We start from the raw sequence: 26,827 nt of genomic DNA, 5'->3' as shown, positions 1-26,827 counted from the left end.
CAGGGCCACCCGAGTAGTTTCTCAGCCTCGGAACCGGGTGCGGCGGGCGTAGGAGCGGGTGGCCACGGCGAGGGACACGACCCAGACCGCGAACTGCCCGATCCCGTAGACCCCGGTCCATGGGCTGAAGATGACGTCCGGTGAGTTCCACTGGACCACCGTCAGCACCACCGCGAGCAGCGCATACCCGCCCAGTGCGACGACCAGCCCATACCCCGGCACGACGAGCAGCAGTCGGGGCACCCGGGAGCCGCCCCACGGTGTCCAGGCGGGGAAGACGAGCCCCCAGGGCCGGATCAGGGCGAAGGCGAGAACAGCCGGCAGGGCGGCGAGCGCGGTGAGTGTCCACAGATAGGTTCCGCCGCCGTCGGCGTGCCAGACGTGGAACCGGTCGGCGTCGGCGAACAGCGGGATCCCGGCGGCCCACACCGCGTGCAGGGGCATGAAGCCCGCGGTGGCGGCGAGCGCCGCGATCCGTCCGGCCAGCACCGCTCGCCGGCCCGGTTGCGGCGCCTCGGGTCTGTTGATGACCACAGCCGTGTTCCCGATCTCCCCGTGAATGCTCATGGACGCATTCTCGTCGTAACGGTCGGTTCCGCGCCGTCCCTCTCCGGCCGGCTCCGGGAACTGCCGCCACGCAGCGGCGACAGCCCGGGAAACCGGCCGGGGTCCGGACAGGCCGGGGTCCGGACAGGCCGGGCGGCCGCACCGGATGCCGGCCGGGATCCGGACAGGCCGGGATCCGGACACGGCTGGGCGGCGGCACCGGACCGGCCGAAGCCGCGTTCGGTGCCGCCGCCGGCGCGCTCAGCCCCGGGACGGAGCCGGGACCGGGGAGTCCCGGTGGACCGGGACCAGCCGATCCCGGCGGGGAACCGGGACCGGAGCGGCCCCGGCGGGGACCGGGACCAGGTCAGCCCCGGTGGGGAACCGGGACCTGAGGGGTCGGGGAGCGAGGTGGGGCTGCCTCGGTCCCCTGTGGAGAGGCACTGCGTGGACGGAGCCGTGCCACGCGGGGGTTATCTGCCTCCGTTCTGCGGTGGGGGGACGGCGTAGGAGTTTGGGAGCGCTCCCACCTTAATCGCACTGTAACAAAAATGAATCGATGAGGGGAGATGTCATGTGGTGGCGGTACAGGTGATCGTGGGCGTCGATGCGGTGCCCGAGCCGAGGAACCCGAAACTGGTGCTGGCTCCGGCCGCGACACCGCCGTTGTACGACACGTTCGTCGCCTGGGCCGTGTTGCCGTTCGTGGTCAGGGTCGCGTTCCACGTCTGGGCGATCGGCGCCGTGCCGGGGTAGGTGAGAGTCACCGTCCAGCTCTTGATGGCGGCGCTGCCCGCGGTCACCTTGACCTCGCCCTGGAAGCCGCCGGACCACTGTGACGTCACCGTGTGGGTGGCGGCGCAGGAGCCGGTGACCGGCGGGGTGGAGGTGCTCGGCGAGACCGAGGTGGACGGCGACGGCGAGGAGGGGTTGGAGGGGGAGGGGGACGACGGGTTCGACGGCGACGGGTTGGTGGTGCCGCCGAAGTTCACGTCGCTGCAGAAGTAGTACGACTGGTCCGCGTGGCTGGCCTGCCAGATCGTGTAGAGCATGGCCCGCCCGGACCGCCCGGACACGCCGGCCGGGATGTCGATCTGCACACCGTTGGACAGCTGCTGCGTCCACTGCGCGGCCGGGGTGTTCGGCACCGACTTGATCAGTTCCAGGTCGGACCACTTGAGCGGGGTGGTGACCGGGTTGTAGCCCGGCTTGGTCACGTAGATCCGGATGTAGTCGGCGCCGTGCCGGGCCCCGTCGAACAGGGACAGGGTGAACGAGTTGCCGATCGAGGTGGCCTTCCAGTCACCGGGCACGTCCATGCTGTTGTAGCGTCCGGCCACGGTGTGCCCGGCGCTGCACAGCTGCCCGTCGGGGACGGCCGTCTCGTGCTGGCCGGCCACACCCTCGCGGAACAGGCCGTTCCAGTTCCACATGGCGTTCGGGTCGGCCTGCCACGCCTGCCAGCACATCGGGTCGGAGGTGGCCATTGTCGGATCCTGGAACTTCGATCCCCAGCGTTCGAAGCAACCGTAGTTGCGCGAGGCCGGGCCGACCACGTTGCCGTGGGCGGCGGCCGGGCCGCTGTGCGCGGCGAGGACGGCGAGCGTCGCGGCCAGCGCCGCGACCACAGCGGAGATCAACAACTTGATGCGTACGGGTTTGAGCATCTGAACTCAGCACTCCTGAGCTCGGGGCCGTCGCGTCGACGACCCGCCTGCGGTGGATGTGCGCGCCGAGCTGCCCAGGCTCGCGCGCGCCGCGTGGCTCCGGCGGCAGTGCTGGGCACAGCCTGGACCATCGATAGAGTTAAGTCAATGTGAAAATCGGGTGCCGCGGGGCGGGGGCGTGCCTACGGTGTGGGGATGTCCGTTGAAGCCGCACACGCCGCCGGCCTGCTGATGCTGCTGTCCCACCCGATCCGCTGCCGGGCCTTCGCCGAGCTGGCGCGCCACGGCAAGGACGGTGTCACCATCTTCGAGATGTCGATCCACCTGGACGTGCCGCAGGCCGAGGCCGCCGAGCTGCTCGGCCGTCTGGTCGGCGCCGACGTGGCGACCGGCTCCGGCAACGGCTACTACCGGGTGCGTGACGGGGTGCTGCGCGAGGCCGCCCAGGCTCTCGACCGGACCCAGCCGATCGCCCCGCTGCTGTCGGAGTATCCGCAGCTCAAGTCGTTCTTCTCGCACGGCCGGCTGACCAGCCTGCCGCCCACCCTGAGTGAGCGTGCCCAGCAGATGGCCGAGTTGTTCGCCCGGTTCCTCGCGGTCGACGGCGTGCTCAGCGAGGCCGAGGTCAACGACCGCATCGCCGCCGCCGCCGACGACGTCGCAGCGGTCCGCCGGATGCTCGTCGAGTCCGGCTGGCTGGAACGCGACCGGGCCGGCACCTCCTACGGCTCGGCCCGCCGGCTGCCCGCCACCGCGGTGAGCCCCCGGTAGTGTCCGGCCGCGTCGCCTAGGGTGGGTGGGTGGCGAATCTTCGCGAGCGGATCCTCGCTGAGCTGGGTGTCCAGGCGGTCGTCGAGCCGGCGGAGGAGATCCGGGCCCGGGTCGGATTCCTGAAGGACTATCTGCGGTCGACCCCGGCCGGCGGTTACGTGCTGGGCATCAGCGGGGGACAGGACAGCACCCTGGCCGGCCGCCTGTGCCAGCTGGCGTGCGAGGAGCTGCGGGCCGAGGGCGGTGACGCCGTGTTCGTCGCGGTGCGCCTGCCCTACGGGGTCCAGGCGGACGAGGTGGACGCGCAGGCGGCTCTCGCGTTCATCGGCCCGGACCGGTCGATCGAGGTCGACGTGAAACCGGGCGCCGACGCGGTGGGCGCCGCGGTCGCGGCCGGGCTGGGCGACGGGCTGCGGGATTTCGTCCGCGGCAACGTGAAGGCCCGGGAGCGGATGGTCGCCCAGTATGCGATCGCCGGGCAGCTCGGCCTGCTGGTCGCCGGCACCGACCACGCCGCGGAGGCGGTGACCGGGTTCTTCACCAAATACGGGGACGGCGGCGTCGACGTCACCCCGCTGACCGGCCTGACCAAGGGGCAGGGCGCCGCGCTGCTGCGGGAGCTGGGCGCGCCGCCGAGCACCTGGCAGAAGGTGCCGACCGCGGACCTGGAGGACGATCGCCCGGCGCTGCCCGACGAGGTGGCGCTCGGGCTCACCTATCGCGAGATCGACGACTACCTGGAGGGGGCCGAGGTCACCGCGGAGGTGGCGGCCCGGGTGGAGCGGATGTTCCTGGCGACCCGGCACAAGCGGGCGCTGCCGGTCACCCCGCTCGACCGCTGGTGGCGCGCGCCAGGCGTCTGACAGTCGCCGCCGGCGCGAGTCCGTGTCCGGTCCGGGCGGTGACGGGTGGCCGTACCGGAAAAGGGTCCTCAATCGTGGGTGACGTCGAGCGGGCCCGCAGTGCGCGGGATGATCGCGAGCGATGCCGCCGCGAGGATCGCGGTGAGGATGCCGAGGACGCCGAGTGCCGGGCGGAGGCCGCCGAAGGCGCCGGCCAGCGCGGTGATCAGGATCGGCGAGAGGAACTCGCCGACGAAGAGGGTGCCGGTCCAGAGGCCGGTGCCGCGGCCGCGTTCGGCGAAGGACAGGCCGTTGGTGGCCCACGTCACCAGGACCGGGAGCAGCAGGCCGGTGCCGGCGCCGGTGAGGACCGCGCCCACGGTGATCACCGGGACCGCGCCGCTCGACCAGATGACCAGCAGGCCGGCGGCGGACAGCCCGAACGCGACCGGCACGAGCTGCCGCGGGGTGCGGCCGGAGAGCTTGGCGAACGAGCCGGCGGCGAGCGCGGTCGCCAGCGACATCAGGGCGCTGAGCGCGCCGATCGTGGCGGTGGCGGTGACGCCGGCCTCGTCGAGGACGAACGACAGCTCGACGATCAGGGCGTAGAAGACGATGCCGCCGGCCAACGTCACCAGGCACGGAACCCGTAGCTGACGCCAGGGGGCCGGCGGCAGCTCACGGTTCGCCGTGGCCGGGGGCTGCCAGATCAACAGCGCCATGGGTACGGCCAGCAGCGCCGCCGCGAGGTAGAGCCAGAACGGCGTGCGCCAGCCGGACGAGCCGAGCGCCCCGCCGGCGGCGAGGAACACCGTGGCCGACACCGACGCGAGCAACGTCTGCAACCCGAGGTACCGGCTGCGCCGCGGCCCGGACCAGTAGTCGGCGATCAGCGTCGTGCAGCATGTCATGATCGCGGCCTCGCAGAGTCCGACGAGGACCCGGCTGCCGATGATCGCGCCGAGGGTGTCCAGGTAGAGCGGCGCGGTCCCGAAGATCGTGTAGCCGGCCATCGCGAGGATCAGCACCCGTTTGCGGTCGATCCGGTCGGCGATGAACCCGGCGAACGGCGCGGTCAGGCCGATGATCAGGGCCGGGACGGTGAGGACGATCGGCACCAGCACGTCGGCGCCGGGCGTGCCGGCGAAGTGGGCGGTCATCTGCGGCAGCACGGGCGCGATGAGGACGGCGCCGAGGACGGACAGGCAGCTGCCGGCGAGCAATAGGACGAGTTGCGGGAGTCCGGCTCGGCGCTGGAGAACAGCGGGCATGGAAGGCCCTTCATCGAGAGTGGTCCAGGTCACGCGCGGTGGACCTGACTATCGGCGGGCGCCCGCCATCAGCGGAAGACGGATCCGCTGATGGTCCCCATAACTCAGGCTGATGGGCGCAGCTCCGCGGCGGCCTCCAGCAGGACGTCGCGCAACCACATGTGTGCCGGGTCGTTGCGGTGGATCGGGTTCCACCAGAACGCCTCGGCCACCGGGACCACCTCGAACGGGCAGTCCAGCATCCGGGTCCCGGCGACCGGGCCGACCAGCCGGGCCAGGCGCTCCTGCAGCAGCGCGACCCGCCGGGTGCCGGCGACCAGGAACGGCATCTGCGCGAACCCGTCGACGACCACCTCGATCCGCGCCTCGATGCCGAGCATCCGCAGCTGCCGGGCGGCCGGGGCGAACGCGGTCGGCCGGTCGAAGATCACCACCCACGGCAGTTCGCCCAGCAGGTCCAGGGTGAGCGCGTCACCGACGTCCGGATGGTCGCCGGACACCACGCACACCCAGCGGTCGGTGTAGAGGTCCAGATAGGGCAGTCCGGTGACGAACCCGTGCGGGATGATCAGCCCGTCGGCGCTGCGCAGTGTGTCGGCGGCGTGGTCCACCGCGTACGGCGTGGTCTGCTGCAGCCGCAGCCGGGCGCCCGGGGCCTGCGCCGCGAACCGCCGGGCGATCAACGGCCCGAGGATCGTCGCCGCGTAGTCGGAGCTGACGACGGTGAACTCCCGGTCCAGCCCGGACGGGTCGAACTCGGCGGTCGCGTCGAAGACCCGGCGCACCCCGGCCAGCGCCGGCCCGGTGAGGGCGGCGACCCGGGTGGCGAGCGGGGTCAGGTCGTACCGGTTGCCGACCCGGACCAGCAGCTGATCACCGAAGTGCCGCCGCAGCCGCCCGAGCGCGCCGCTGACCGCCGGCTGGCTGACCCCGAGCCGTTCCGCGGTCCGGGTCACGTTGCGCTCCCGGAGCAGAGCGTCGAGAGTGACGAGCAGGTTGAGATCGAGGTTAGCCAATATCCGGTCGACGGCCACCCGGTCACTATAAGTCTCGCCTATGGCCGCGATCACCAACTTGAGCTTCCCTGATGACCCATGGCCACCGGACAGTGGTCCCAGTCACAGGGGTAACAGAAGGGAAACCGCCGTGCCGGCAGTTCGTAATGTTCTGGTCATCGGTGGCGGTGCGGCGGGGGCCGCCGTGGCCATCCTGCTCGCTGATGGCGGCGTCACGGTCGACCTGGTCGATGTCCAACCCGATGTGGCCGCCGCCGGCTCGGGCATCACCCTGCAGGGCAACGCGTTGCGCGTGCTGCGCGGACTCGGTGTCTGGGAGCGCGCGGCCGCCGAGGGATATGCCTTCGACATGCTCGGCATGCGCGCCCCGGACCCGGCCGGCACCCTGATCGCCGAGTTCACCGGGGTCCGCACCGGCGGCGAGGATCTGCCCGTCACCCTCGGCATGTACCGGCCCACGCTCGCCAGGATCCTGGTCGACCGTGCCTCGTCGGCCGGGGTGGCGATCCGTTTCGGCGTGCGACCCACCTCCCTGGACGGCACCGCGGTCACGTTCAGCGACGGCACGGCCGGCGCCTACGACCTGGTGATCGGCGCGGACGGGCTGCGCTCCTGGACCCGGCGGCAGCTCGGCATCGACGTCGAGCCGCAGCCGGTCGGCATGGGCATCTGGCGCGCGTTCACCGGACGGCCGGCGAGCGTGACCCGGACCGACCTGGTCTACGGCGGGCCCGCCTACATCGCCGGCTACTGCCCGACCGGGGCGGACACGCTCTACGCGTACCTGGTCGAGGACGTGCGGGACCGGTCCGGCCTGACCCCGGAGGAAGCCCTCGCCACGATGCGGGAGCTGGCCGGCGCGTACCACGGGCCGTGGGACGAGATCCGGGAGAACCTGACCGACCCGGCCCGCGTCAACTACACCGCCTTCGAGAGCCACGTCATCGACGGCCCCTGGAACCGCGGCGGCGTGGTCCTGATCGGCGACGCCGCGCACAGCTGCCCGCCCACCCTCGCCCAGGGCGCCGCGCAGGCCCTCGAGGACGCGTCGGTGCTCGCCGAGCTGCTGCTGCGCGACGACACGCTCACCGACGGGCTGTGGCAGGAGTTCACCGCCCGCCGCCTCGACCGCGCCAGGACGGTCGTCGAGGCCTCCCTGCAAATGACCCGCTGGCTGCTCGCCCGCGAGCGCGGCGACGTCCCCGGACTGATGGCCCGCGTCGCCGACCTCGTCGCCACGCCGGCCTGAAAGGAACCCCGATGACCGACGAACGCCTCATCACCCACCTGCGCCACGTCGACCTGGCCGTGCCGGACTACGACCGGCAGCTCGATTTCTACACGACCATGTGGGGCCTGGACGCCGAGACCACCGACGAGGGCATCGCCTTCCTGGCCGCGGCCGGGTCGCCCGAGCAGTACTCGGTGCGGCTGCGCAAGGCCGCCGAGAAGCGGCTCGACCTGATCGCCTTCGGCGCCGCGAACCAGGCCGACGTCGACGCGCTCGCCGAACGTCTCGGCCGGGCCGGCGTGCGGCTGATCAACGAGCCGGGCAGGATCCAGACCCCGGGCGGGGGGTACGGCTTCCGCTTCTTCGACAACGACGGCCGTACCGTCGAGGTCTCCTCCGACGTGGCCGTCCGCCGGCACCGCAAGCTGGCGGAGGGCGAGTCCGTCCCGGTCAAGCTCTCGCACGTGGTGATCAACTCGCCGAACCCGGAGGCGACCGTCGCCTTCTACGACCGGCACCTCGGCTTCGCCCTCTCGGACACCCTGATGCACCCGCGGATGGGCTCGATGATGTGGTTCTTGCGGACCAACCGCTGGCACCACAGTCTCGCCGTCGCCCGCGGCCCGCACGTCGCCCTGCACCACGCGTCGTTCGAGATGCGCGGCATCGACGAGTACATGCGCGGCACCGGCCGGCTGCTGCGCGGCGGCGTCGAGAAGGTGTGGGGGCCGGGGCGGCACATGGCCGGGAACAACACGTTCTCCTACTTCCTCGACCCGCACGGCAACACCATCGAGTACACCACCGAGCTGGAGGAACTCGACGAGGACACCTGGCACCCGCACCTCTACGACTTCTCCGACCCGGCCGTCAGCGACCAGTGGGGGACCGCGAACCCGATGAACGAGTTCGTCGCCAGGCAGTCGTTCAACGACGTCGACCGCGGCATCTTCGTCGCCCCGCCGGTATGAGACTGGCGACCTTCCGGCACGAGGGCCGGAACCGGACGGGACGGATCGACGGAGACCGGGTGCTGCCGTTCCGCGGCGATCCCACCATGCTGGAGATCATCTCCGGTTCTCCCGTGGAGACCACCGATCCGGTCGACATGGCCGCCGTGCGTCTGCTGGCGCCGCTGCAACCGGCGACGCTGCGCGACTTCGTCGCCTTCGAGGAGCACGTCGAGGGCGTCCGGCGCAGCATCGACGGCTCCGGGGGAGTGCCCGAGGCGTGGTACGACGCGCCGGCCTTCTACTTCACCAACCCGCACCGGATCTACGGGCCGGACGACGACGTCCCGTTCCCGGCCCGGTCGGTGAACCGCGACTTCGAGCTGGAGGTCGCCGCGATCGCCGGGCCGGGCAACAGCATCTTCGGCTACACGATCCTCAACGATTGGTCGGCCCGTGACCTGCAGAAACGCGAGATGCAGGTGAACCTGGGCCCGGCCAAGGGCAAGGACTTCGCGAGCAGTCTCGGCCCGTGGATCGTCACCGCCGACGAGCTGGCCGCCCACCGGGACGGCGACGGCTTCCTGGACCTGTGGTGCGACGTCACGGTGAACGGCGTCGAGGTCGGCCGTGACCTGCTCAGCAACATGGGCTGGACCTTCGAGACCATGATCGCCCAGGCCGCCCGGGACAGCCGGGTCGTGCCCGGTGACGTGCTCGGCTCCGGAACCGTCGGCAACGGCGGCTGCCTGGCCGAGCTGTGGGGCCGCAACGGCCGGCAGGATCCGCCACCGCTGCGCGACGGCGACGTGGTGACGCTGACCGTCGAAGGTCTCGGCCACCTCAGAAATCGCGTCGTCTCCGCAGCCGAGACCGCATCGCTTCCGCCGGCACGCCGCCGTGACCCGGCTCGGGCCCGCGCAGAAAGGCAGCACTGAATGTTCGAGTACTTCCCGGGCAACTACGTCTGGAACCTGGGCGTCGTCGCCACCCTGAACAGCGGCGGCCTGATCGACGAGGTGGACCGCGCGTGCCGCCCGATCAGGGAGCTCGCCGCGCAGGGCTCCGACGTGGGCACCAAGGAGTTCATGGCCTCCTGGGCCGCCGTCGCCGAGGACCTGGCAGCGCAGGCCGCCGCCGACGAGGCCGCCGGGCACACCCGTACCGCCGGGCAGAAGTATCGGCGGGCCACCAACTACCTGGCCCAGGCCGAGCGGATGCAGAGCGCCACCTCGCCCGGCCGCAAGGCGTTCTACCAGCGGCTCCTCGACCTGCAGCAGAAGGTGTTCGACCTGATCGACCCGAACACCACCCGCGTCGCGATCCCGTTCGAGGGCGCCCTGCTCCCGGCGTACTTCACGAAGGCCACGGACGCGCCGGCGCCGACGATCATCCTCTGGAACGGGCTCGACTCGACCAAGGAGCACATGTACGCGTCGGGTTTCGCGCACGAGCTGGCCGCCCGGGGCATCAACACGCTGATGGTCGACTGCCCCGGCAGCGGCGAGGCGCTGCGCTTCCTCGGGCTGACCTCCCGCGTCGAGACCGAGGACTGGGCCGCGGCCTGCGTCGACTACCTGCTCACCCGCGACGACGTGGTGCCCGCGCGGATCGGGCTGGTCGGCTGGTCGCTGGGCGGCTACTACGCCCCCCGGGCGGCCGCCTTCGAGAAGCGGCTCGCCCTCTGCGTCGCCTGGGGAGCGAACCACGACTGGGGCGCCGTGCAGAAACGCCGCCTGGACCGCGAGGGCGAGAACCCGGTCCCGCACTACTGGGACCACGTGCTCTGGGTGTGGGGCGAGAACGACCTCGACACGTTCATCAAGAAGGCCGAGGCGGTCAACCTCGACGGGGTCGTCGAGCGGATCACCGTGCCGTTCCTGATCTGCCACGGCGAGAACGACAGGCAGATCCCACTGGAGTACGCGCATCGCTCCTACCGCCAGGCGGTCAACTCGCCCCGGCGCGAGCTGCGGATCTTCACCCCGGCCGAGGGCGGCGCCGAGCACATCGGGCTCGACCACTTCGCGCACGTGCAGACGTACATCGCCGATTGGATCCTCGATGTCCTCCAGGACTGACTCCGGGATCGGCCCCTCGTCGTTCTCCAGGACCGACCCGGAAGGCGCCATCGCCGCGGCCGCGCACCGCTGCTCCAACTGGGGGCGGTGGGGCCCTGACGACGTACGCGGCACGATGAACTTCCTGACCCCGGAGAAGCGCCGGCAGGGCGCATCGCTGGTGCGCCGCGGGGTGTCGTTCTCGCTGTCCCAGTCGTTCGACGCGAACGGCCCGCAGAAGGGCTGGCGGCGCCGCACCAACCCGGTGCACACCATGCTCGACACCGGCACCGACGCGGCCGCCGGCGTGCAGGGCTTCCCGCACGGCATCGGCGGCGCCGACGACGTGATCGCCATGCCGCTGCAGTGCTCCACCCAGTGGGACGGGCTCGGCCACATCTTCGATCACGGCCACGCCTGGAACGGCCGCCGCGCCGCCGACGTGGTGACCAGCCTCGGCGACGGGTTCACCGGCATCGAGACGGTCGCCGACGTGATCGCCGGCCGAGGGGTGCTGCTCGACTTCGGTGACCTGCCGGACGGCTACGCCATCACGGCCGGCGACCTGACGTCGGCCGCGGAACGCCAGGGCGTGACGATAGGCCGGGGCGACATCGTCCTGGTACGCACCGGGCAGCTGGCCCGCGCCCGCCGCGACGGCTGGGGCGACTACGCCGGTGGGCCCGCCCCCGGCCTGTCGTTCAGCACCGCCGACTGGCTGCACCGGACCGAGATCGCCGCGATCGCCACCGACACCTGGGGCTTCGAGGTGCGGCCCAACGAGTTCGACGACGCGTTTCAGCCGCTGCACCAGGTGGCGATCCCGCACATCGGCCTCTTCCTGGGCGAGATGTGGGACCTCGACGCCCTGGCCGCGGACTGCGCCGAGGACGGCGTCTACGAGTTCTGGCTGACGGCGGCCCCGCTGCCGATCACCGGCGCGGTCGGCTCCCCGGTGAACCCGATAGCGGTGAAGTGACGTGTGGGGGCGCGTCGGGTGACACGCCCCCACCGCCGGCGGAGCTCAGGCGGTGGCGGCCACCGGCTCCGCCGCCGGGCGGCGCTTGGCCACCCAGCGCTCGAAGATCAGAGTGGTGAGCGGTGGGATCGACGCGCCCAGCCCGAACAGCACCCGCCATGGCGACCAGCGCTCGGCCCGCGCCACCCACAGCGTCGCGACCAGGTAGATCACGAACAGCGTCCCGTGCACCGGGCCGAACAGCTTCACCCCGGCCTCGGTGGTCTCCGTGACGTGTTTCAGGAACATGCCGACGAGCAGGCCGGTCCACGAGAACGCCTCGGCGATCGCGGTGATCCGGAAGAACCGGAACGGTTGCACCCTGACACTCCCCTCACATGGCTTCCCGCAGCGTACGACCGGGAAGATGTGCGTTTCCTGAGGGATGACCCGTCCGTTTTCGGGTATTACGGCCCTTGTTCGAGAGAGATCAAGGGGGAGCCGTGCCGGACATTGTGGAGATCATCAAGGAGCAGCACGCTCAGGTCGAGGACCTGCTGACCCGCGCCGAGAAGGGCGACGGCGACAGCGCGGCCCTCATGCAGGAGGTGGCGCGGCTGCTGCTGCCCCACTCCGAGGCCGAGGAGTCGTTCGTCTACCCGGCCATCCGCGACCTGGCCGCCGAGGCCGGCGAGGAGGTCAAGGACGGCGCCGTTGAGCACCACCAGGTCGAGGAGATGCTGCAGAACCTGCTCCGCGGCAGCAGTGACGACCCCGGCTTCGACGGCACCGTCGCGGCGATCGCCGGCGAGCTGCGCCACCACGTCCAGGAAGAGGAGGAGGACCTCCTCCCGATCCTCGCCGAGCGCCTCGACGACGCCGAGCGCGAGGAGATGGGCCGCCGCTTCATCGAGGCCACCACCGGCGCCGCCCTGCCGTCCGAGGGCGACCACGAGGCCACCCGGCGGGAGCTGTACGAGAAGGCCAGGGAACAGGAGATCCCCGGCCGCTCCCGGATGAACAAGCAGGAACTGGCCGAAGCAGTAGGCGATTCCTGACCGGGCGGGCGGGGCGGCGATGCCCGTCCCGCCCTCACGAGGAATTGATCAGCCATATGGCGGTCGGCGTGTTGTCGGAATGCCATAGTGCAGGCTCCGGTCTTTCGCAATCACTCACCGAAATTCATTCATCGGCCGAACGTGGCAGAGTTCGGCGGCGCCCTGTCACTATGTTGACAAAAGGCCGCGCGGGTGGGTGCGAAAGGTGGTCCGGTCATGAAGGACGACATGGAGGCGCCCGAATCCTGGATCACCATGAGCCGTGTGTTCTGGTGGATGTTCGCGGCCCTTGTCGGCACCGCTCTGACGCTTGCCACCGGGGTGGGGATGGCGGTCCTGCTGGGGCGTCAGGGGAATGCGGCGGACTGGGCCATGTGGAGCAACGTCGGCCAGACCTTCGGCGTCCTGAGCTCGATCATCAGCGGGCTCGCGCTGGTGGTTCTGGTCGGCACGGCGCGGACGCAGTTCCAGGAGATGCGTGAGCAACGCCGCGAGCTCGAGCGGCAAAGGCGTCTGCACGTGCAGCAGGGCTCGGAATTGCAACGAACCGCCGAGGCTCATGTCGGCCTGCTTCACTTCCGGATTCTCAAAATGGCCATCGACGATCCCTCGCTGGCCGAGGTCTGGCCGGAGTTCGGACCGGATGTGACGCCCGAACGAAACCGGCAGCTGCTTTACGCGAACCTCATCTACCAGCTGCAGCGAATCGGCCTCATGGTCAAGGACGACAGCCAGCAGGAGATGCTGGAGACGATGCGGTATCTGTTCACCAGCCCGATCATGCGGGAGTACTGGCGGCTGACCGAATATGCCCGTTCCGGGTTGCCGCAGGACAGCGACGAGATCCGGCTCGCGCGGAAGGTCGACCGGCTGTGGCGCGACTACGAGGCGGTCGCGAGCAGCGAACGTCGCAATGGGCGGGTGCCGCCCGAGTCCGGGCCGTTGCGTCCGGTGTCCGTGGTGGACGACAGGAAGGAAGCGGAGGCCGCGTGATCGGCGGCCCCGCCTCGCTGTTTCAGGCGGCCGGGATGTCCCCCTTGGCGGCGACGAGGGTCGCCCGGGACACCTTCACGATGCGCTCGTAGTCCGCGACGCCGGCGTCCGAGGGCAGCAGGCCCCGCAACTCGTCCGTCATGTCGGTGCCGATGACGGCGAAGTCGCCGTCGCTCAACTCGAAGATGTCCGGGCAGGTCGCGTTCGACATGCTGCCGCGTTCCCGTGGCGAGGTGCCCAGACGACGGACGATTTCCACTCTTGCTCCCGAGCTCGTACCGGAGGGTCATACCCCCTCGCAATACCGTAAACGACAAAAAGATGCCATAGCCGTTAAAGGCGTGATGTCGTATTAATGTCGTCGAGGAGCACGGGTCGACAAACCTACCAACACACCCGGGGAAGGGTGACGACCGCCTCCCGTGGGCGGGCGTGGATGGCGTGCCGCGTCCCGGCGTACGCCGGATAATCGGGGGATGGGGCAGGCGTCGATACCGGAGCGGATGCGCCCGTGCCGCCGCTGTGGGCACCCCACGCGGGTGGACCGGATGGTGCAGGGTTATGGGCGCAACTGCGCCGCCCTGCTGGGGCTGATCGGCGGCACGGTCGACACCGGGCATTCCGGGCCGGATCTGTTCGATCTGCTCGAGGTGGAGCCGGAGGACAGCTGTGACGGCTACGACCGGCCGGCCGATGCCGGGATCGCTATCTCTCGCCGACGCCGGCCAGGGTCAGGAATCGTTCCGCGCCGGTGACCGGGCCGTCGTCGGGCCGCCACTGCGGGCCGGGGACCAGGCCGGGCTCGACGAGGGTCCAGCCGTCGAAGAGCCGGGCCACCCGGTCGGCGTCGCGTACCACCAGCGGGGTGCCGGTGCGGCTGTAGAGCTCGGCGAGCCGGTCGGTCGGCTCGGGGTCGCTGCTCGGTATGGCGTGGGAGATCGCCAGCAGGCTGCCCGGCGCCGCGGCTTCGAGGTATCCGTCGAGCGCCGCGTCGAGGTCCGGCCCGTCCGGCAGGAAGTGCAGCACCGCGACCATCAGGATGCCGATCGGCCGGTTGAGATCGAGCAGGTCGCGGGCCGGTGAGGTGGCGAGCACGGCGGCCGGGTCGCGCAGGTCGCTCTCGATGACGGCGGTCTGCTCGTCGTCGCCGAGCACGTGCCGGGAGTAGAGGACCGCGCTGGGGTCCCGGTCGACGTAGACGACGCGGGCGCCGGGGGCTGCCGCGCGCGCCACCTCGTGCACGTTGTTCTCGGTGGGGATGCCGGAGCCGAGGTCGAGGAACTGGCGGATGCCCCGGCCGGCCGCGTACCGGACGGCCCGTCGCAGGAAGTCCCGGTTGGCGCGGGCGATCTGCGGGATCTCGGGGAGGATCTCGGCGGCGCGGGCGGCGACGGCCCGGTCGGCGGCGAAGTTGTGATTCCCGCCCAGCAGGGCGTCGTAGATGCGGGCGGCGCTGGGACGATTCGGATCGATAGGCAGCGGTACGGTACTCACCAGGCCAACTTTTCCCTAAAATGGCAAGCTCATACCGAAATATCGGTATCGAAGTACCTTTGGGGTGGGAGGCATCGGTGGAGTCAACCGGCATCCCGGGGCTCCTGCTCGATGCCGCCCCGGACGCGATCATCGTGAGCCGCTCGGACGGCACGATCACCATGGCCAACCGCCGCGCCCACGACATGTTCGGGTGGAGCGCGGAGCGCCTGGTCGGGCGTTCCGTCGACGACCTGGTGCCGGAGGAGGCGCGCGTCCGGCATCCGCGGCACCGTCTGGCGTACCTCTCCGGTGCTCATCAGCCTCTGCGGCGGATGCCGCTGCGCGGCCTGCGCCGGGACGGCAGCGTCTTCCCCGTCGAGATCTCGCTGTCCGCGGTGGCCGCGCCGGACGGGGAGACCTACGTGACCGCGGTGCTCCGCGACGACACGGTGCAGCGTGAGGCCGCCCGCACCCGCTCGCTGCTCGCCTCGATCGTGCAGTCGTCGCACGACGCGATCGTCACCACCGACCTGGACGGCCGGGTGCTGTCGTGGAACCCGGGGGCCGAGGCGCTGTACGGCCACTCCGCCGCCGACATGATCGGCCGGCACGTCGACGAGATCGTCCCCGACGACCGGCGCTCCGACGAGGAGCAGGTCCGGCTGCTGGTCCGCCTCGGCGGCCGGGTGGACCGTTACCGCAGCGTCCGGCTCACCGCCGAGGGCGCCACGATAGCCGTCTCCGCCCTGGTGTCGCCGCTGCTCGACGAGCGGGGCCTGATCATCGGTACGACGAGCATCTGCCGCGACATCAGCGACCGGGAGCGGGCCGAGGCGCGGGTGCAGGCGATCCTCGACGCCGCGCCGGACGCGGTGCTCGGTGTCACCGAGGGCGGTGACGTGGTGCTGGTCAACGCCGAGGCGGAGCGGTTGTTCGGCCATCCCCGTTACGACCTGCTGCACATGCCGGTGAAATTGCTGCTGCCGGACGGGCTGCCGGCGGTGTCGGCGGTGTTGCGCACCGGCGGCGACAGCACTCCGCTGGACACCGAGCGTTCCGCGGAGGAGCCCGATCAGCGCTGGGCCACCCGGCGGGCCGCCCGGCGCGGCGGGGTGGAGATCCCGGTCGACATCGCGTGCAGCGCCCTGCACACCGACAGCGGCGTGGTGATCGTCGCGGTGGTCCGGGACGTCTCGGACCGGCTGGCCGCCGAGGAGGAGCGCCGCCGGCTGCGGGAGGAGGCCGACCGGCAGCGCCTGGAGGCGCGCATGCAGCAGGCGCAGCGGCTGGAGAGCCTGGGCCAGCTGGCCGGCGGCATCGCGCACGACTTCAACAACCTGCTCGCGGTGATCCTCAACTACGCGTCGTTCATCGTCGAGGACGCGGCCGGCACGCCGCCGGCCGTCGACGCCGAGCAGATCGCCCGGGCCGCCCGCCGGGGCAGCGACCTCACCCACCAGCTGCTGGCCTTTGCCCGCCGGGAGGTGATCCGCCCCCGCCCGCTCAACCTGAACACCGTGGTCACCGAGGTGCACCAGATGCTGGAGCGGTCGCTGGGCGAGCACATCGCCCTGACCGTGCGGACGACGGCCGGCCTGCCGTCGGTGATGGCCGATCCCGGCCAGCTGGAGCAGGTGCTGGTCAACCTGGCCGTGAACGCCCGCGACGCGATGCCGACCGGCGGCCGGCTGACCATCGACACCGCCCTGGTCGACGTGGACGTCGAGCACGCCGCGGCCCGGGCCGGGCTGCCCACCGGCCGGTATGTGCGGCTGCGCGTCTCCGACACCGGCGCCGGCATGCCGAAGGAGGTGATCGACAAGGCGTTCGAGCCGTTCTTCACCACCAAGCCGAGCGGGCAGGGCACCGGGCTGGGCCTGGCCACCGTCTACGGCATCGTCACCCAGGCCGGCGGGACCGTGCAGATCTACTCCGAGCCGGGCATCGGCACCACGTTCACGATCCTGCTGCCGGCCACCGACGTCGAGGCCCGTTCGGAGACGGTCGACGACACGGTGGCCGGGCTGGCCGGGCACGGCGCGACGGTGCTGGTGGTCGAGGACGAGAGCGCGCTGCGCGAGGTGACCTGCCGGATCCTGCGGCGGGGCGGCTACACGGTGCTGGCCGCCGATGGCGGCGACGAGGCGCTGCGCCTGGCCGCGACGCACAGCGTCGACGTCCTGCTGACCGACGTGATCATGCCAAACATGCTGGGCAAGGACCTGGCCGAGGCGATCCGGTCCCGGTGGCCGGGGACCAGGGTTCTCTTCATGTCGGGGTACGCCCAGCCGGTCCTCACCACACACGGCACCCTCGCCGCCGACGTGCATCTGCTGGAGAAGCCGTTCACCAGCGCCGAACTGATGCGGGCGCTGCACGACGAACTCCGTACCCCGCCGTGATGGTCAGCCCTTGACGAACAACCCGATGCAGCCGCAGATCGCCAGGGTGGCGGTGAGCAACAGCAACGTGACGGCGGCCACGGCGCCCGGGTAGCGCTGCGGGGGGACGCCCAGAGCGCCGCGCAGGAACGACAGCATCGGCGCCCGGTACTCCAGCTCCACGGTCCGGCCGGGCACCGCCAGCACCGTCGTGTCCGCGGCGCCGAGCCGGGACCGCGGCAGGCAGGGCACGTGGACGTGCACGTGGTGCTCGCCGAGGGCGACCGACTGCACGACCCGCCCCCAGTACGCCGGAACACCCTGCCCGTCGATCTCCAGCACCGGCGCGTAGAGCCGCAGCAGGACGGCCAGCGGAGCGTGCCGCAGGGTGACCGCGATCGCCGAGCCGTCGTCACGGCGTGACGAGTCGACCGGCGGGAACCCCGGTGAGGAGGGCCGATACGGCGGCGCGACGGTGGCCATGGCCCGCGCAGAATATGTCGGGGAGCGGCCCCCGGAAAACCCCGTGACGTTCCGGTGTGGGGAGCGCCCGGCCACTCCGTTCGGCGGAATACCGTGGCAGGAGCGCCGACCTGCCCCACGACCTTGCACGATGGTCGTACCGTCTGGGGCGACAAGCGCACCCGACCAGCGCTTTCTCAGCGTTCGTACAGCGGGCGTTGCTAGGTTTCACCAGGCACGTATTCGAAGCGGGAGAACATCGTGGTCTTCAAGAAGTTGCTCGGTGCCCTGGGAGTCGGTGGGCCGAGCGTCGACACTGTGCTGTCGAACCCGAGCACCTACCCGGGCGCTCCGCTGACCGGCAACGTCAACCTCGTCGGCGGCACGCAGGACGCGGACATCGAGCACATCACCCTCGGCCTGGTCACCCGGATGGAGGTGGAGGGCGGCGGCAGCGACTACTCGACGGTCGCCGACTTCCTGCGGGTCCCGGTCACCGGTCCGATGCGCCTGCACACCGGCCAGCAGCTGTCCATCCCGTTCCGCATCGACATGCCGTGGGAGACGCCGATCACCACGGTCTACGGGCAGACGCTGCGCGGCATGGTGATGGGCGTGCGGACCGAGCTGGCGATCGCGCGGGCCGTGGACAAGGGCGACCTGGACGCGGTGCACGTGCACCCGTTGCCGATCCACCAGCGCATCCTCGACGCGTTCTCCCAGCTCGGCTTCCGGTTCAAGTCGGCCGACCTGGAGTATGGGCAGATCTACGGCGTCCACCAGACGCTGCCGTTCTACCAGGAGATCGAGTATTTCCCGCCCCAGCAGTACGCTCACGCGATCAACGAGGTCGAGCTGACCTTCGTGACCAGCCCGCACCAGGTCGAGGTGGTGCTGGAGTTCGACAAGCGCGGCGGCCTGTTCACGCAGGGCCACGACACGTATGGGCGGTACACGGTGTCGCACGCCGACGCCGACACCACCGACTGGCGTCAGGTCGTCGACGGCTGGGTCCGCCAGTCGGTCGACCGCCGCAAGTCGATGCCGGGCTTCGGTCAGCCGCAGCCCGGTTACGGCCACCCGCAGCCGGGTTACGGGCATCCGCAGCCCGGTTACGGCCACCCCCAGCCGGGTTATGGTCACCCGCAGCCCGGTTACGGGCACGGCGGGCACGGCCATCACGGCCACTACCGTCAGCACGGCCACCACGGCTCGGGCATGGGCGGCATGGCGATGGGCATCGCCGGTGGTCTCGCCGCCGGCTACCTGGCCGGTGAGGCGATCGACGAGATCGGCGACGCCTTCGAGGACTTCGGCGAGTAAAGAGCCTGGTCGGAGGGGCGGGAGCGGTTGCTCCCGCCCCTCTTTCGTCTCCTAATCTCTACTCACTCTATGGGAAATGTATGTGGCCTGGGTCACAAAGTGGCTGACGTGAGCGAGCCGTCGCTTTACGTTGCTGACAGCCCTTTCCCTGACCCCGCCGGCGCTCTGCCGGCGCGCTGAAACCTGCCTCGTGAACACCGGCGGCCGCCGCGGCCCGCCGGTCGATGACATGCGCTCTCCCTCCCTAAGGAGCCTCCGATGACAACCCGCAGATCCGCTCTCGCCGCCGCCCTGGCCGGTGTCCTCGCCGTCTCCGGCCTCGCCGCCTGCGGTGGATCCGGCGAGCCCGCCGCGGGCGACCAGGTCAAGGAGCTGCGCTACCAGGGCAGCGTGGGCGCCGTGACACTGCCCGAGCTGGCCGCCGACCTCGGCTACCTCGGCGACCTCAAGCTCAACTGGATCGGCAACACGATCAGCGGCCCGCAGGACATCCAGGCCGCCACCACCGGCGACACCGACTTCGGCGGCGCCTTCAACGGCGCGATCGTCAAGCTCGCCTCGTCCGGCGCCCCGATCACCGCGGTCATCGGCTACTACGGCGTCGACGACGTCACCTTCAACGGCTTCTACGTCCTCGACGACAGCCCGATCAAGACCGCCAGAGACCTGATCGGCAAGAAGATCGGCGTCAACACGCTCGGCGCCCACTCCGAGGCGATCACCAAGACCTACCTGGCCAAGGCGGGCCTCACCGACGACGAGATCAAACAGGTCGAGCTGATCGTGGTCCCGCCGGTCAACACCGAGCAGTCGCTGCGCGCCGAGCAGATCGACGTCGCCGCCCTCGGCGGCACGCTGCGCGACAAGGCCCTCGACCGGGGCGGCATCCACGCCCTCTACACCGACTACGACCTGCTCGGGAAGTTCACCGCGGGCAGCTACATCTTCCGCGACGACTTCCTGAGGAAGAACCCGGACACCGTCAAGACGTTCGTCTCCGGCGTCGGCAAGGCCATCGAGTGGTCCCGCACCACCCCGCGCGACCAGGTCGTCGCCAAGCTCAAGGAGATCATCGCCAAGCGCGGCCGCCAGGAGGACGACAGCCAGACCCAGTTCTGGAAGAGCTACGGCGTCAACGGCACGGGCGGCGTCATCGAGGAGCGCGAGTTCACCACCTGGATCGAGTGGCTGGACCGGGCCGGTGAGCTGAAGAAGGACATCAAGGCCACCGACATCTTCAGCAACGAGTACAACGCGTACGCCACCGGCGGCGCCGCATGACCGCCAAGATCCGCTTCGAGAACGTCGGCAAGACCTTCGACGCCCGCGGCCGTACGGTGACCGCGCTCCAGGACATCAACCTGGAGGTCCGTGCCGGCGAGTTCCTGGTCATCGTCGGCCCCAGCGGCTGCGGCAAATCCACACTGCTCGACCTGCTCGGCGGCCTCAGCGAGATCTCCACCGGCCGGATCCTGGTCGACGGCAAGCCGGTCACCGGCCCCGGCCTGGACCGCGGCATCGTCTTCCAGCAGTACGCGCTGCTGCCGTGGCGCACCGCCCAGGGCAACGTCGAGTTCGGCCTGGAAGCCAAGGGCGTCACCCGCCGCGAGCGCGCCGCCAGAGCCCGTGAACACCTCGACCTGGTCGGCCTGGCCGGCTTCCACGACCGCTACCCGCACGAGCTGTCCGGCGGCATGAAACAGCGCGTCGCCATCGCCCGCAGCCTCGCCTTCGACCCGGACGTGCTGCTGATGGACGAGCCGTTCGCCGCCCTGGACGCGCAGACCCGCGACGGCCTGCAGGACGAACTGCTGCGCATCTGGGAGAAGACCGGCAAGACCATCGTCTTCATCACCCACGGCATCGAGGAGGCCGTCTACCTCGGCCGGCGGGTCGCCGTCCTGACCTCCCGGCCCGGCCGGATCAAGCAGGTCGTGGACGTGCCGATCGACGCCCGCTCGGCGACCGAGGACCTGCGCTCCGACCCCGAGTTCGCCAGGTACCGCCACGAGATCTGGACCCTGCTGCGCGACGAGGTCGACCGCGCCCGCAACGAGGAGCTGAAGGTCAATGTCTAGCATCAGCATCCGCAGCGTGCCGGTGGCCCGCCCGAAACCGGTCCCGCGCGGGGCGGTCAGAGTCGCCCGGGCGGTCGTCACCCGTACCCTCGCCATCGGTCTTCTCGCCGCCGTGTGGGAGATCTTCCCGCGCCTCGGACTGGTCGACGCCACCTTCCTGCCGCCGCTCTCCGAAGTGCTCGTCGCCTGGTGGGATCTGGCCGTCTCCGGCCAGCTGTGGAGCCACACCGAGGCCAGCCTGGTCCGCTCGGCCGCCGGCTTCGGCCTGGCCATCCTCATCGCGGTCCCGCTGGGCCTGCTGATCGGCTGGTACAGCCCGGTCGCCAACCTGCTGAACCCGCTGCTCGAACTGTTCCGCAACACCGCGGCCCTGGCCATCCTGCCGGTCTTCGTGCTGATCCTGGGCCTGGGCGAGACCTCCAAGATCTCCATCATCCTGTACGGCTGCACCTGGCCGATCCTGCTGAACACGGTCAGCGGCGTCCGTACCGTCGATCCGCTCCTGATCAAATCGGCCCGATCGCTGGGCCTGGGACCGATCCGGCTCTTCCAGAAGGTCGTCCTGCCGGCCGCCGTGCCCACCATCTTCACCGGCATCCGGCTGGCCGGCGCCGCCTCGATCCTCATCCTGATCGCCGCCGAGATGGTCGGCGCCAAGGCCGGTCTCGGCTACCTCATCAACTACGCGCAGTACAACTTCGCGGTCCCCGACATGTACGCCGGGATCATCACCATCTCCGCCATCGGCCTGCTGGTGAACCAGCTCCTCATCGTCACCGAGCGCCGGTTCTCCACCTGGCGCACCACCCACTGAAAGGGATCCCCATGAGCATCACCGTCACCCGCATCGGCGGCCGCCTCGGCGCCGATATCTCCGGCATCGACCTCAAGCTCCCGATCGAGCCCGGCGACGCCTCCGACATCCACGACGCGCTGGTCGAGCACAAGGTGCTGGTCTTCCGCGGACAGCATCTCGACGACGAGCAGCACCAGCGGTTCGCCTCGCTCTTCGGGGAGCTGACCCTGGCCCACCCGACCGTCCCGTCCGTCGACGGCCAGGCCAACGTCCTCGAGGTGGCCGGCGGCCCCGGCGCCCGCGCCAACGCCTGGCACACCGACGTGACGTTCGTGGTCGCCCCGCCCAAGGCCACCACGCTCCGTAGCCTCGTCATCCCGCCGTACGGCGGCGACACCCTGTTCTCCAACACCGCCGCCGCCTACGCCGACCTGCCCGAACACCTGCGGCTGCTGGCCGACCGGCTGTGGGCCGAGCACTCCAACGAGTACGACTACGCCGAGCACCCGCAGTTCCGCTCGGCCGAGGTCGACGAGTACCAGAAGGTCTTCGTCTCCACCCGCTACCGCACCGCGCACCCGGTGGTCCGCGTCAACCCCGACTCGGGCGTGCCCAACCTCTTCATCGGCAACTTCGTCACCGGGATCGTCGGCCTGTCGCGCACCGAGGGCCGCGACATCCTGCGGCTGCTGCAGCACTACGTGACCCGCCCGGAGAACACGCTGCGTCACAAGTGGCAGGTCGGCGACATCGTCGTCTGGGACAACCGGTCCACCCAGCACTACGCCGCCGACGACTACGGCGACCTGCCCCGCAAGCTGCACCGCGTCACCGTCGCCGGCGACGTCCCGGTCGGTGTGAACGGCGAGAAGTCCCGGATCCTCGAAGGCGACGAGGCCACCCACTACACCCCGCAGGTGCAGTGATGACCCGTCCCGGCCGGCTCCACCTCAACGCGTTCCTGATGAGCGTCGGCCATCACGAGGCGTCCTGGCGGCTGCCGGAGAGCGACCCGTACGCCGATCAGAGCGTCGAACACTTCAAGAACCTCGCCCGGATCGCCGAGCGCGGCAAACTCGACTCGCTCTTCCTGGCCGACGGGCCGGTCCTCTGGGACCAGGTCGGCCGCCGCCCGTCCGGCGCCCTCGAACCGACCCTGCTGCTCACCGCCCTTGCCGGGGCGACCCGGCACATCGGGCTGATCGCCACCGCGTCGACCACCTACAACGAGCCGTACAACCTGGCCCGCCGCTTCGGCTCGCTCGACATCATCAGCGGCGGCCGGGCCGGCTGGAACATCGTCACCACCGCCGGCCTCGACGCGGCCCGCAACTTCAACCTCGACCACCTGCCCGCCCACCGGGAGCGCTACGAGCGGGCCGCCGAATTCGTCGACGTGTCGCTCAAACTCTGGGACTCCTGGGACGACGACGTGATCGTCGCCGACAAGGAGACCGGCGTCTGGGGCGACGACACCAGGATCTACCCGCCGGCGCACCGGGGAACCTACTACTCGGTCGCCGGGGCGCTCAACGTCCCGCGCTCCGCGCAGGGACACCCGGTGCTGGTCCAGGCAGGCTCGTCGGAGAACGGCCGCAACTTCGCCGCGCGGTACGCCGAAGCCGTCTTCACCGCACACCAGACGCTGGCCGACGCGCAGGAGTTCTACGACGACCTGAAACGTCGCGCCGCCGAACACGGCCGCGACCCCGACCACATCAAGATCCTGCCCGGGATCGTGCCGATCATCGGCCGCACCGTCGCCGAGGCCCAGGCCCTGGAAGCCGAACTGGAACGCCTCATCCGCCCCGAGTACGCGCTCACCCAGCTCGCCGGCCTCCTCGGCATCGACGCGTCCGAGCTGTCCCTGGACGAGCCACTACCCGCGCACCTGCCCGAGGAGGAGCAGATCGAGGGCGCCAAGAGCCGGCGCACCCTGGTCGTCAACCTCGCCCGCCGGGAGAACCTCACGGTCCGCGCACTGATCGCCCGCCTCGGCGGCGGCCGCGGCCATCTCACCTTCACCGGCACGGCGGCCCAGGTCGCCGACAAGATCGAGCAGTGGTACGAGAACGGCGCCGCCGACGGCTTCAACATCATGGCCCCGGTCCTCCCGTCCGGACTGGAGGCCTTCGTCGACCAGGTGATCCCGATCCTGCAGGACCGCGGCCGCTTCCGCACCGAGTACACCGGCCGCACCCTGCGCGAACACTACGGCCTGCCCCGTCCCGCCAACCGCAACACCGCACCCCGCACCACCGGCACGGGCGCGCTCACCCGATAACAGCAGCGCGCCCGCTCCCCGGGCCCGGCGGCGGACGCCCGTCCCCACCGCGTCCGCCGCTTGGCCGGGGACGTGGGCGTTCCTCCCCACCGCGTCCGCCGCTTGGCCGGGGGACGTGGGCGTCCCTCCCCATCACGTCCGCCGCTTGGCCGGGGGACATGGGTGTCTCTCCCCACCGCGTCCGCCGCCGGCCACCCCAGCCGGGGCAGCTGCGACAGATCCACGGGGCGGTGACGAAGGCGGGGAGGGTGGGACGGGGTGGTTGCGGCCGGGGTGGCGGTGGCCGTACAAGAGATAGGTCTTGATCTTTGAACGCGCCGCTCAGGCCGCGCTCGGACGCTTCTGGCTCGCCACTGTCGCGTACTCGGTGACGCAGTCGCCGGTCGTGCCGGCGGCCGGCGTGTTCCAGCGGGAACGCGGCACCACGCCGTCCGGCGCCGCCTTCCCGCTCAGCGCCTTCCCGCTCAGCGCGCCGGTCCTCGGACGGCTCGCCGGCACCCACGGCAAACGCCGCATCCTCCTCGTGCCCTGACCTGACCGTATGAGCGTCGGCGCCCTCTCACCGCCGACCTGCCCGTCATGATCGCCGGCCGCCTCATCCGGGGCCTGGGCGGCGTCGTCCTCCCGTCGCTGGCCGCGTCGGCGCCGGCTCGTCCTTCGCTTCGTCCGGCAGGCGGGAACGGCTCGGCTGCCCCAAGGGGAACCGCCTCTCGACGACGAACGCCTCCCCGGTCGTCGTGGTGTGGACGATCTCCGAGACGGTGAACTCGCCGTTCAGAGACATGCCGCGATGCGCCTTCCAGCACTCCGGGCCGCGGCTCGACGTGCGCGGATGCAGGATCGTCGCGTGCGGCGGGAAGCCGGAAGTCACACCTGGCCCTTCTGTCGTGGCCGGTCTTCCGCTGGTGGCCGCTCCTTCGGTGGTGGCTGGTCCTTCCGCGTTCGCTTGCCTTCCGCTGGTGGCCGGTCCCGCGGTGGTGGCTGGCCCTTCGGCGGTGGATGGCCCTTGGTTGATGGCTGGTCCTTCGGCGGTGGCTGGCCCCTCGGTGGCCGGTCCGAGGAGCCGGTGTCGGAGCTGTGCCCATGTGCCGTCGACGTCGTGGACCGCGACGAACACGCCGCCGTGCCTCTCATCCAGCGTGATGACCTCACCCAGGCGCAGCCGGAACGGCGCCGTCTCCGCTATCAGGTCCGCCACCTTCGATGGGTCCAGGATTCGTACCCCCGCGGGCTTCTCTCCCCGCCCCGGGGTGTCCGGCGGTCTCAGGAGCGCTTCCTCGGGGTAGACCAGCGTCACGTGTGCTGGAACGACCGCGGCCATGACCGGATCCCAGGCCCGCCGCCAGTCCTCCAGGAGCGCGGCCGGCGTGCCGGTCAGCAGGATCGTCAGGTGGCGTCTCATCGGCGGTCCTCGTGGATGGTCCGGCTGATCAGAGTTCGGCGGGGGCGGACTGGCGGCGGGCTTCGGTGACGTCGGCCATCAGCTCGTCCCAGCGGGAGTCGGGGCGGAAACGGGCCAGCTGAACCGTGGCGGCCGCGCGGGCTGACGTGTACTCCCACCAGGCGGCCACCCGGACCGGCCACAGGCCGACCCGCATCGCGCCGGCGATGAAGCAGCGGTGCGCCAGGAGGGTGGCGGCGAGCATCTCCGGGTCGAGCTCGACAGCCGGGTCGTCGATCGCCTTCCCGAGAGCACGCACGTCCCGGTGCATCTCCGAGTAGGCGATCATGCCGGGCATCGCGGGCACCAGCAGCTCGTCCTCCGGGTCGACCAGATCGTCGGCGTACGTGGGGGCGAAGACCACGTCGTCGACCGTGAAGATCAGCGGCAGCGACTCTCGTCTGCGCTTGATGTCGACCTGCACGGCGGGCGCCCCGGTCGGGACCATCACCTCGTACGCGTCGAGGACGTCCCGGAACATGATCCGTGCCGTGTCGTCGATCGCGGGCACCCGCACCGTGACGATGCCGGGGACCGCGGAGACGTCTGTTCCGGGTATCTCGGCGATCAGGTCGGCGAGCTCGTCAGTGCGCATGCGTTCGTTATATGCCTTCCACGCACGTCCCACATCTCGCTGTCCACAGGCCGATGCAGCGGTGACGAAATGACCGGCTTTGTCGGGCAGAACGCCGCTGACCTGAGCGTTTTAGCCCGACAGGATGATGTGACGCCCGTCGCGGCCCCCCGATTTGGAGTTGCCGGGGTGGACGAGTAATGTTTACCGAGCCGCCAGGGAGACGGGCGAGCGAGCGGGACCCGGTTCAGGGGCCCGGCGCGGCCGTCCTGGAGGAACCCAAAGCATTGATCAAGCGGTCTTGGTGATCGCGTGGTTTGGTGTGTTTTTGTTGTGGTGAATTCGGTTGCGAAACGCGGATTTGACACGGCGGAAACGGCGGGTAGAGTAGAGCGAGTGCCCCGGAGGGCGGGCCGCGGAATGCGGAACGTTTTGATGGTGTGCGGTTGTTCTTTGAGAACTCAACAGGGTGCTTGATAAGCCAGTGCCAATTATGGCAATACCCCGGCCTATCTACGGATGGGTTGGAGATTCCTTTGGCAACTTTTTGTTGCCGGGACGCTTTTCCAAAGATTTTGTTGGAGAGTTTGATCCTGGCTCAGGACGAACGCTGGCGGCGTGCTTAACACATGCAAGTCGAGCGGAAAGG

The 26,827-nt window shown here is 70.5% G+C and carries 27 protein-coding genes and 1 rRNA gene; 18 read left to right on the top strand and 10 right to left on the bottom strand.

The annotated features are described in order from the left end of the window. Window positions 1–21: 21 nt before the first annotated feature. Window positions 22–567 carry a hypothetical protein gene (locus BM290_RS00145; RefSeq protein ID WP_093608671.1) on the bottom strand — a complete coding sequence of 182 codons (546 nt, stop codon included), beginning with the start codon at window positions 565–567 and terminating at the stop codon, window positions 22–24. Between the two features lie 551 nt (window positions 568–1,118). Then, window positions 1,119–2,213 carry a lytic polysaccharide monooxygenase auxiliary activity family 9 protein gene (locus BM290_RS00140; RefSeq protein WP_093608669.1) on the bottom strand — a complete coding sequence of 365 codons (1,095 nt, stop codon included), beginning with the start codon at window positions 2,211–2,213 and terminating at the stop codon, window positions 1,119–1,121. 195 nt (window positions 2,214–2,408) lie between these two features. On the opposite strand from BM290_RS00140, the gene BM290_RS00135 reads away from it, so the two are divergent. Beyond that, window positions 2,409–2,984: a DUF2087 domain-containing protein gene (locus BM290_RS00135; RefSeq protein WP_093608667.1), complete on the top strand. Its 576-nt coding sequence runs from the start codon at window positions 2,409–2,411 to the stop codon at window positions 2,982–2,984. 29 nt (window positions 2,985–3,013) lie between these two features. Beyond that, window positions 3,014–3,847: an ammonia-dependent NAD(+) synthetase gene (nadE, locus tag BM290_RS00130; RefSeq protein ID WP_093608665.1), complete on the top strand. Its 834-nt coding sequence runs from the start codon at window positions 3,014–3,016 to the stop codon at window positions 3,845–3,847. A gap of 68 nt (window positions 3,848–3,915) precedes the next feature. Here nadE and BM290_RS00125 read toward each other — a convergent pair whose 3' ends face one another. Next, window positions 3,916–5,097, bottom strand: a complete 1,182-nt coding sequence (locus tag BM290_RS00125) for an MFS transporter (RefSeq protein ID WP_093608663.1) — start codon at window positions 5,095–5,097, stop codon at window positions 3,916–3,918. A gap of 104 nt (window positions 5,098–5,201) precedes the next feature. Beyond that, window positions 5,202–6,131, bottom strand: a complete 930-nt coding sequence (locus BM290_RS00120; RefSeq protein ID WP_093608661.1) for a LysR family transcriptional regulator — start codon at window positions 6,129–6,131, stop codon at window positions 5,202–5,204. A 112-nt stretch (window positions 6,132–6,243) separates the two neighbouring features. Between BM290_RS00120 and BM290_RS00115 the strand changes: the two genes are divergently transcribed. Genes BM290_RS00115 through BM290_RS00095 form a run of 5 tightly spaced genes read left to right on the top strand, consistent with a single transcriptional unit; the run spans window position 6,244 to window position 11,333 of the window. Next, on the top strand, window positions 6,244–7,362 hold the full coding sequence (locus tag BM290_RS00115) for an FAD-dependent monooxygenase (RefSeq protein ID WP_093608659.1): 1,119 nt from the start codon (window positions 6,244–6,246) through the stop codon (window positions 7,360–7,362). A gap of 11 nt (window positions 7,363–7,373) precedes the next feature. Further along, window positions 7,374–8,315 carry a VOC family protein gene (locus BM290_RS00110; RefSeq protein WP_093608657.1) on the top strand — a complete coding sequence of 314 codons (942 nt, stop codon included), beginning with the start codon at window positions 7,374–7,376 and terminating at the stop codon, window positions 8,313–8,315. Further along, a complete protein-coding gene (locus tag BM290_RS00105) occupies window positions 8,312–9,232 on the top strand; it encodes a fumarylacetoacetate hydrolase family protein (RefSeq protein ID WP_093608655.1) in 921 nt (306 codons plus the stop codon). The genes BM290_RS00110 and BM290_RS00105 overlap by 4 nt, the downstream gene beginning before the upstream one ends. Further along, window positions 9,233–10,375, top strand: coding sequence for an alpha/beta hydrolase family protein (locus tag BM290_RS00100; protein ID WP_093608653.1), 1,143 nt, complete (start codon window positions 9,233–9,235; stop codon window positions 10,373–10,375). Further along, window positions 10,359–11,333 (top strand): cyclase family protein, encoded by a 975-nt coding sequence (locus tag BM290_RS00095; RefSeq protein ID WP_093608651.1) that lies wholly within the window; start codon window positions 10,359–10,361, stop codon window positions 11,331–11,333. Before BM290_RS00100 ends, BM290_RS00095 begins: the two co-directional genes overlap by 17 nt. Window positions 11,334–11,378: 45 nt before the next feature. On the opposite strand, the gene BM290_RS00090 is transcribed toward BM290_RS00095, so the two are convergent. Next, complete coding sequence (locus tag BM290_RS00090; RefSeq protein WP_093608649.1) at window positions 11,379–11,693, bottom strand: DUF3817 domain-containing protein; 315 nt, start codon at window positions 11,691–11,693, stop codon at window positions 11,379–11,381. A gap of 122 nt (window positions 11,694–11,815) precedes the next feature. Here BM290_RS00090 and BM290_RS00085 point away from each other — a divergent pair, with 122 nt between their 5' ends. Together BM290_RS00085 and BM290_RS00080 are read left to right on the top strand one after the other, a co-directional pair. Continuing rightward, window positions 11,816–12,370, top strand: a complete 555-nt coding sequence (locus tag BM290_RS00085; protein WP_093608647.1) for a hemerythrin domain-containing protein — start codon at window positions 11,816–11,818, stop codon at window positions 12,368–12,370. A 216-nt stretch (window positions 12,371–12,586) separates the two neighbouring features. Further along, entirely contained in the window at window positions 12,587–13,363 is a 777-nt protein-coding gene (locus tag BM290_RS00080; protein WP_093608645.1) for a DUF6082 family protein, read from the top strand. Window positions 13,364–13,385: 22 nt separating this feature from the next. Here the strand turns inward: BM290_RS00080 and BM290_RS00075 are convergent, their stop codons facing one another. Both BM290_RS00075 and BM290_RS00065 read right to left on the bottom strand, forming a co-directional pair. Next, window positions 13,386–13,622 (bottom strand): hypothetical protein, encoded by a 237-nt coding sequence (locus BM290_RS00075; RefSeq protein ID WP_177319512.1) that lies wholly within the window; start codon window positions 13,620–13,622, stop codon window positions 13,386–13,388. Between the two features lie 446 nt (window positions 13,623–14,068). Beyond that, a complete protein-coding gene (locus BM290_RS00065; RefSeq protein WP_239143355.1) occupies window positions 14,069–14,857 on the bottom strand; it encodes an SAM-dependent methyltransferase in 789 nt (262 codons plus the stop codon). Window positions 14,858–14,934: 77 nt separating this feature from the next. On the opposite strand from BM290_RS00065, the gene BM290_RS00060 reads away from it, so the two are divergent. Continuing rightward, entirely contained in the window at window positions 14,935–17,241 is a 2,307-nt protein-coding gene (locus BM290_RS00060) for a PAS domain S-box protein (protein ID WP_093608637.1), read from the top strand. Between the two features lie 3 nt (window positions 17,242–17,244). Here the strand turns inward: BM290_RS00060 and BM290_RS00055 are convergent, their stop codons facing one another. Then, window positions 17,245–17,703: a hypothetical protein gene (locus BM290_RS00055; protein ID WP_093608635.1), complete on the bottom strand. Its 459-nt coding sequence runs from the start codon at window positions 17,701–17,703 to the stop codon at window positions 17,245–17,247. Window positions 17,704–17,943: 240 nt separating this feature from the next. Between BM290_RS00055 and BM290_RS00050 the strand changes: the two genes are divergently transcribed. From BM290_RS00050 to BM290_RS00020, 7 genes are all read left to right on the top strand, one after another. Further along, the gene (locus BM290_RS00050; RefSeq protein WP_093608633.1) at window positions 17,944–19,005 is read left to right on the top strand and encodes a sporulation protein; all 1,062 of its coding nucleotides are present in this window, start codon (window positions 17,944–17,946) and stop codon (window positions 19,003–19,005) included. A gap of 258 nt (window positions 19,006–19,263) precedes the next feature. Continuing rightward, the gene (locus BM290_RS00045; protein ID WP_093608631.1) at window positions 19,264–20,286 is read left to right on the top strand and encodes an ABC transporter substrate-binding protein; all 1,023 of its coding nucleotides are present in this window, start codon (window positions 19,264–19,266) and stop codon (window positions 20,284–20,286) included. Next, complete coding sequence (locus BM290_RS00040; protein WP_093608629.1) at window positions 20,283–21,083, top strand: ABC transporter ATP-binding protein; 801 nt, start codon at window positions 20,283–20,285, stop codon at window positions 21,081–21,083. The genes BM290_RS00045 and BM290_RS00040 overlap by 4 nt, the downstream gene beginning before the upstream one ends. Continuing rightward, entirely contained in the window at window positions 21,076–21,897 is an 822-nt protein-coding gene (locus BM290_RS00035; RefSeq protein ID WP_093608627.1) for an ABC transporter permease, read from the top strand. The genes BM290_RS00040 and BM290_RS00035 overlap by 8 nt, the downstream gene beginning before the upstream one ends. 11 nt (window positions 21,898–21,908) lie before the next feature. After that, window positions 21,909–22,805 carry a TauD/TfdA dioxygenase family protein gene (locus BM290_RS00030; RefSeq protein WP_093608625.1) on the top strand — a complete coding sequence of 299 codons (897 nt, stop codon included), beginning with the start codon at window positions 21,909–21,911 and terminating at the stop codon, window positions 22,803–22,805. Continuing rightward, the gene (locus BM290_RS00025) at window positions 22,805–24,163 is read left to right on the top strand and encodes an LLM class flavin-dependent oxidoreductase (RefSeq protein WP_093608623.1); all 1,359 of its coding nucleotides are present in this window, start codon (window positions 22,805–22,807) and stop codon (window positions 24,161–24,163) included. Before BM290_RS00030 ends, BM290_RS00025 begins: the two co-directional genes overlap by 1 nt. A gap of 301 nt (window positions 24,164–24,464) precedes the next feature. Beyond that, window positions 24,465–24,695, top strand: coding sequence for a hypothetical protein (locus BM290_RS00020; RefSeq protein ID WP_093608621.1), 231 nt, complete (start codon window positions 24,465–24,467; stop codon window positions 24,693–24,695). Between the two features lie 63 nt (window positions 24,696–24,758). Here BM290_RS00020 and BM290_RS00015 read toward each other — a convergent pair whose 3' ends face one another. After that, complete coding sequence (locus BM290_RS00015) at window positions 24,759–25,565, bottom strand: 2'-5' RNA ligase family protein (protein ID WP_093608619.1); 807 nt, start codon at window positions 25,563–25,565, stop codon at window positions 24,759–24,761. Between the two features lie 28 nt (window positions 25,566–25,593). Further along, on the bottom strand, window positions 25,594–26,199 hold the full coding sequence (locus tag BM290_RS00010; RefSeq protein ID WP_093608617.1) for a hypothetical protein: 606 nt from the start codon (window positions 26,197–26,199) through the stop codon (window positions 25,594–25,596). Between the two features lie 554 nt (window positions 26,200–26,753). Here BM290_RS00010 and BM290_RS00005 point away from each other — a divergent pair. Continuing rightward, window positions 26,754–26,827: ribosomal RNA gene (locus BM290_RS00005) — 16S ribosomal RNA — on the top strand; the annotation flags it as partial.

This window comes from Actinoplanes philippinensis, from assembly GCF_900113015.1.
Classification (GTDB): domain Bacteria; phylum Actinomycetota; class Actinomycetes; order Mycobacteriales; family Micromonosporaceae; genus Actinoplanes; species Actinoplanes philippinensis.
Note: the sequence above shows the minus strand (reverse complement) of the source record. Positions and strands in the feature narration are given on the sequence as shown.